The following is a 5861-nucleotide window of genomic DNA, read 5'->3' as shown; positions in this document are numbered from 1 at the left end:
CCGAGCTGCCCGCAACTCCGCATAACCATGCGCTCCGCATATTACCGTTTATGCTGAGCTCAGCATAAACGGTAGACGCGTCCACGTTCTTCCACCTTTTCTGATGTGATCTTGAGCCCGAGTTTCTTCTTGAGCGCACCGGACATTGCGCCGCGCACCGTATGCGACTGCCACTCGGTGGCAGCGGTGATCTCTTCGATGGTCGCGCCTTCGGGCCGACGCAGGAGATCGATCATGATCTGCTGCTTGGTCTGGCGCGGGACTGCATCAGTTGTTGTGGGGGTTGGATTCTTGGACATGGGTGTCTCCGGTTATCGGGGCGCGCGGTATGCGGCCCTTCTACCGGGACAAGCCCCACAGGTGCGGGGCAAGTCTGCTCGGTCGCGCGGCTCAGATCAGGCCGAGGTCTTTCAGACAGGCGGCCGCATCGATCAGCTGATCGGTCGGCAATTCGATGGTGATCGTCATGCTGTCGGCGTAGGCGCGGACATAGACACCGCCGTCGTCCATCAGGGCGCTTTCGATTTCGTCGAGGACCGTGGTGATGCGGCTTCGGTCGAAGTGATCGGGTAGCTTGCGGATCGGCAATCGGATGGTGCTGGTTTCCATGGTGCTCACTCCGCGTGCTCGCCTTCGCCAAAGGCGCTGTCGGTGATGCGCTTCAGGAGGCTGGCGTAGTTCTCAAGGGTGCCGACATGGCCCCAGTTGATCTCGTCGGGGTGGGCGTTGAAATGGTCGTCGCTGAGACCCTGCAGCCGGGCGAGCATCCCCTCGATCTCGGCTTTCTTGCCGATGAAGGCGTTCAAAGCGGCCTCCTTGTTGCGGCGTGCCTTCTCGGCGCGAAGCTCGTGGCGCGGTGTTGTCTGCGGGTTCAGGCGGGTCATCGTGGCGGCTCCGAGGTGAGTTGCATCGTTTTCGTAGGATCACGTTCGCTCTGATGCGGAGGCTTATCAACTACATAAGCACATGATTTTGAATGATAATCGGAGCGCGCGATGGAGGGTCTGAGCGAGCGCCAGTATGCCGCCCGCGTCGGCCTGTCGCGCGGGGCAATCCAGAAGGCAAAAGCGACGGGGCGGCTGGTGCTGCACGGCGATGGCAGCATCGACGCAGAGGCCAGCGATACGTTGCGCGCACAGGCGACCGATCCGTCGAAGACCCGCAAGGCACCGAAGCCGAAGCTCAAACCCGTCCCTGAGGCCGCGGTCTCAGCTGTCGGCGAAACGCTGCGCGAACAGGGAATGGCGGCCCCGCCGGTGGGCAGCGGGACCACCTTCCTGCAGGCCAAGACGGCCAACGAGGTTCTGAAGGCGCAGGAACGCCGCCTGCGGCTGCAAAAACTGAAAGGCGAGTTGATCGACCGCGCCCGCGCGCTGTCGCTGGTGTTTCGGTTGGCGCGGCAGGAACGCGATGTCTGGGTCAACTGGCCCGCTCGGGCGGCGGCTTTGATGGCGGCTGAGCTCTCGGCCTCATGCAGCGAAGTGGTAGGCCAAGAAATCGTGGTTGAGCCTGCCACGATGCAGAAGGTTCTGGAGAAACATGTCCGCGCCCAGCTCGACGATCTCGCCGACATCAAACCTGATCTCAGATGAGGGTTTCGATGGCGCGGCCGAAATCCTGCGCGCCTGGAGCGAAGGCCTCACACCGGATCCGGACCTGACGGTTTCGCAATGGGCGGATCGGCACCGGATGCTGTCTGGCCGCGCATCGGCCGAACCGGGCCGGTATCGCACGGCGAGGACGCCCTACATGGGCGAGATCATGGATCGGCTGTCGCCGGGCGATCCGACACAGCGGATTGTCTTCATGAAGGCCGCGCAGGTCGGCGCGACCGAAGCCGGGAACAACTGGATAGGCTTCGCGATCCACCAGGCGCCGGGGCCAATGCTCGCGGTGCAGCCGACGGTGGAACTGGCCAAGCGGAACTCGAGGCAGCGGATTGATCCGCTGATCGACGAAAGCCCGGAACTGCGGGAGCGGGTCAAACCGGCGCGCTCGCGGGACGCGGGCAATACGATGTTGTCGAAGGAATTCGCGGGCGGCATCCTGATCATGACCGGGGCGAACTCGGCGGTAGGTCTCCGCTCGACCCCGGCGCGCTACATCTTTCTGGATGAGGTCGATGCCTATCCGGTCTCGGCCGACGAGGAAGGCGATCCGGTCACGCTGGCCGAAGCCCGGTCCCTGACTTTTGCCCACCGACGCAAGGTTTTCCTGGTTTCGACGCCAACCATTCGGGGACTGAGCCGGATCGAACGGGACTTTGATGCCAGCGATCAGCGCCGGTTCTTCGTGCCCTGTCCGCATTGCGGTGCGATGCAGTGGCTGAAATTCGAACGGCTGCGCTGGCACAAGGGACAGCCGGAAACGGCGGAATATCACTGTGAGGGCTGCGACACGCCTATCGCGGAGCATCACAAGACGGCGATGCTGGAGGCTGGTGAATGGCGGGCGACCTCTACGGCGGCGGATCCCAATACCGTCGGCTACCACCTCTCGGCGCTCTATTCGCCGATCGGCTGGCTGAGCTGGGAGCGGATCGTGCGGGCATGGGACGCGGCCCAGGGGTCGGACGAGGCAATCAAGGCGTTTCGCAACACAATCCTCGGGGAGACATGGGTTGAGACCGGCGAAGCGCCTGACTGGCAGCGGCTCTACGACCAGCGGGAACGCTGGAAGCCGGGCATCGTTCCGGCGGGTGGGTTGTTCCTGACCGCCGGGGCCGATGTGCAGAAGGACCGGATCGAGGTCGATGTCTGGGCCTGGGGCCGCGGTCTGGAAAGCTGGCTGGTCGATCACATCGTGATCGAAGGCGGGCCCGACCGGCATGAGGCTTGGGGCGAGCTGACAGACTTGCTCGGTCGGACGTGGCCGCATGAGGGTGGCGCGCATCTGAAGATCGCGCGGCTTGCCATCGATACGGGCTATGAGGCACCGGCGGTCTATGCCTGGTCGCGGGCGCAAGGCTTCGCGCAGGTGTCGCCGGTAAAGGGCGTCGAGGGGTTCAACCGGGCGAGCCCGGTGTCGGGGCCCACTTATGTGGACGCGACCGAGGGCGGCAAACGTCTGCGGCGCGGCGCACGGCTCTGGACCGTGGCGGTGTCGACCTTCAAGGCCGAGACATATCGCTTCCTGCGGCTCGAACGACCGACCGAGGAGGACATGGCCAATGGTGCGGCGTTCTCACCGGGAACGGTCCACCTGCCGCATTGGGTCGAGAACGAATGGCTGAAGCAGTTCGTGGCCGAACAACTGGTGACGGTGCGCACGAAACGCGGCTTCGCCCGGCTGGAATGGCAGAAGCTGCGTGAACGCAACGAGGCGCTGGACTGCCGGGTCTATGCCCGCGCCGCCGCCTGGATCGCAGGCGCGGACCGCTGGACGGATGAGAAATGGCGCGACCTTGAGGATCAGCTTGGGGTCGCCGACGCCTCTGCGGATCCCGCGGGGCAGATCAACAGGCAAGCACAGACGTCGCAAGGCAAACGCCAATCCGACTGGCTCGGACGGCGCGGAGGATGGTTTTGATGACGGACTGGACGGAAACCGAGCTGTCGGCGCTGCGCCGGGCCTATGCCAGCGGCACGACGCGCGTCAGCTATGACGGTAAATCCGTCGACTACGGCTCGGCCGAGGATCTGCTCGCCCGTATCCGCACCATCGAGCGCGCCATCGCCGGGAAGACAAATCCGTTACCGATCGCCAGGCTCGCGGGCTTCTCGCGCGGAGATCGCTGATGTCGGCGAACTGGTTTGACCACGCCATCGCCTCGTTCGCCCCGCGCATGGCCGCTCGCCGCGTGATGGCGCGTCAGGCCTTCGAGACCCTGACGCGCGGCTACGATGGCGCGGCCAAGGGGCGGCGCACCGAAGGCTGGCGTTCACCGGGCACCTCAGCCGACACCGAGGTTGGCGTGGCGGGGGCGCTCTTGCGGGACCGGATGCGCGATTTGGTGCGCAACAACCCGCATGCGGCGAAGGCCGTGGCGGTGCTGGTCAACAACATCGTCGGCGCGGGCATCATGCCGCGCGCCGCCAGCGGCAATGACAAACTGGACCGCAAGGTCGATGCGCTCTTTGCGCAATGGTCGGACACGGCCGATGCTGACGGCCAGCTCGACTTCTATGGCCTGCAAACCCTGATCTGCCGTGAAATGGTCGAGGCGGGAGAGGTCCTGGTGCGCCGGCGTTTGCGCCGCGCAAACGACGGCCTACCGGTGCCGCTCCAATTGCAGGTGCTTGAGGCGGACTTCCTCGACGCCACGAAATCCGGCACCATCGGCGCGGGGCGGCTGCTCCAGGGGATCGAGTTCGATCCGGTTGGCAAGCGCCGTGCCTACTGGCTCCATGCCGAGCATCCCGGCGACGCCTATGGCGCGTTGCAGAATGGGTTGCAGAGCCGTCCGGTCCCCGCGACCGAGATCGCCCACGTCTATGAAAAGCAGCGCACGCAGGCGCGCGGCGTGCCATGGGGGGCACCGGTGATCCGCAGCTTGCGCGATCTAGACGACTACGAGGTGGCAGAGCTGGTCCGCAAGAAGACTGAGGCCTGCGTCACCGCCATCGTCTTCGGCGACGAGGAGGCGCAACAGGGCATCGCGCCATCCGTGGTCGACGCCGATGGCAACCGGGTCGAACAGTTCGAGCCGGGGCTGATCGCCTATGCGCGCGGCGGCAAGGACATCCGGTTCAACCAGCCGTCAGCCACTGGCGGCTACGCCGAGTACAAACGGGCCAGCTTGCACACGATCTCGGCCGGGTTCCGGGTGCCCTACGAGTTGCTGACCGGAGACCTGTCCCAGGTGAACTACTCGTCGATCCGGGCGGGCCTCGTCGAGTTCCGCCGCCAGATCGACGCCGTGCAGTGGCAGCTCTTCATCCCGATGTTCTGCACCCCAGTCTGGCGCTGGTTCACGGAAGCCGCGTGGGCTGCGGGCCAGATACCGACGCCGGAGGTGTCCGTCGAATGGTCGCCGCCGAAGTTCGAGGCGGTCGATCCACAGAAGGACGCGATGGCGAACCTCCTGTCGATCCGCTCAGGCACCATGACGCTCGCGGAGGTGATCGCGCGACAGGGCCGCAACCCGGACGCCGTGCTGGCTGAGATCGCCGCGACCAATGCCAAGCTCGATGACCTTGGGTTGGTGCTCGACAGCGACCCCCGCCGCGTCACCAAAACCGGCAGTGCACAATCCAATGACGGGGCCAGCGATCCGTCGAACGAACCGGCCGAGGACGAGCCCGCTGCCGACACGGACACCGACCCGGCGCAGGCCGAGCCCGACCAACAGGACTGAACAATATGGACACGATGATCGAAATCCCGGCCTTGCGCCGGACGGCGGAGCTTGCGCCAAACTCAGCCGATACAGATACCCGCACCGTCGAGGTGATCTGGTCGGCAGGGGCGCGGGTCCACCGCTCGACACTGTTCGGTGAGCCCTATGACGAAGAGCTCAGCCTCGATCCGGACCATGTGCGGCTGGACCGGCTGAATGCGGGCGCGCCGTTCCTGAAAGTGCATGAGGTCGACACGCTCGATGCTGTGATCGGCTCGGTTGTCCCGGGGTCCGCCAGGATCGAAAACGGCCGCGGCGTTGCGCAGGTCCGGATTTCTGAGCGCGCTGATGTCGAGCCGATCTGGCGCGATATCCAGGCAGGGCACATCCGTGCGGTCTCCATCGGTTACCAGGTCCACCGCTTCGAGGTCTCAAAACCCGAAGCGGCCCGTGAGCTCTGGCGCGCGGTCGACTGGACGCCCTTTGAGGTGTCCGCCGTGCCCGTCGGCGCGGACCCCGCCGCGGGCTTTCGCGCCAAATCTCAACTTCACGACTGCGTCCTCCATCGCCGGGACGTCCCACC

8 protein-coding genes are annotated in these 5861 nt (G+C 65.3%); 5 read left to right on the top strand and 3 right to left on the bottom strand.

The annotated features are described in order from the left end of the window. Positions 1-59: 59 nt before the first annotated feature. The 3 genes from HNS34_RS20235 to HNS34_RS20225 form a co-directional block, all read right to left on the bottom strand. On the bottom strand, positions 60-299 hold the full coding sequence (locus tag HNS34_RS20235) for a DUF3489 domain-containing protein (RefSeq protein WP_172321885.1): 240 nt from the start codon (positions 297-299) through the stop codon (positions 60-62). 91 nt (positions 300-390) lie between these two features. Further along, complete coding sequence (locus HNS34_RS20230) at positions 391-609, bottom strand: hypothetical protein (protein WP_172321884.1); 219 nt, start codon at positions 607-609, stop codon at positions 391-393. Positions 610-614: 5 nt separating this feature from the next. Beyond that, a complete protein-coding gene (locus HNS34_RS20225) occupies positions 615-884 on the bottom strand; it encodes a hypothetical protein (protein ID WP_172321883.1) in 270 nt (89 codons plus the stop codon). A 111-nt stretch (positions 885-995) separates the two neighbouring features. Between HNS34_RS20225 and HNS34_RS20220 the strand changes: the two genes are divergently transcribed. The 5 genes from HNS34_RS20220 to HNS34_RS20200 all read left to right on the top strand — a co-directional run. Next, a complete protein-coding gene (locus HNS34_RS20220; protein ID WP_172321882.1) occupies positions 996-1592 on the top strand; it encodes a hypothetical protein in 597 nt (198 codons plus the stop codon). Further along, positions 1540-3528 (top strand): phage terminase large subunit family protein, encoded by a 1989-nt coding sequence (locus HNS34_RS20215; protein ID WP_172321881.1) that lies wholly within the window; start codon positions 1540-1542, stop codon positions 3526-3528. The genes HNS34_RS20220 and HNS34_RS20215 overlap by 53 nt, the downstream gene beginning before the upstream one ends. Next, positions 3528-3737: a phage head-tail joining protein gene (locus HNS34_RS20210; protein WP_407925888.1), complete on the top strand. Its 210-nt coding sequence runs from the start codon at positions 3528-3530 to the stop codon at positions 3735-3737. Before HNS34_RS20215 ends, HNS34_RS20210 begins: the two co-directional genes overlap by 1 nt. Then, positions 3737-5296 carry a phage portal protein gene (locus HNS34_RS20205; protein ID WP_172321879.1) on the top strand — a complete coding sequence of 520 codons (1560 nt, stop codon included), beginning with the start codon at positions 3737-3739 and terminating at the stop codon, positions 5294-5296. Before HNS34_RS20210 ends, HNS34_RS20205 begins: the two co-directional genes overlap by 1 nt. 5 nt (positions 5297-5301) lie before the next feature. After that, positions 5302-5861 (top strand): HK97 family phage prohead protease (locus HNS34_RS20200; RefSeq protein WP_172321878.1); only part of this gene is annotated, 560 nt, incomplete at its 3' end.

Origin of the sequence: Alterinioella nitratireducens, assembly GCF_013155465.1 — a bacterium.
Taxonomy (GTDB): Bacteria; Pseudomonadota; Alphaproteobacteria; order Rhodobacterales; family Rhodobacteraceae; genus Alterinioella; species Alterinioella nitratireducens.
Note: the sequence above shows the minus strand (reverse complement) of the source record. Positions and strands in the feature narration are given on the sequence as shown.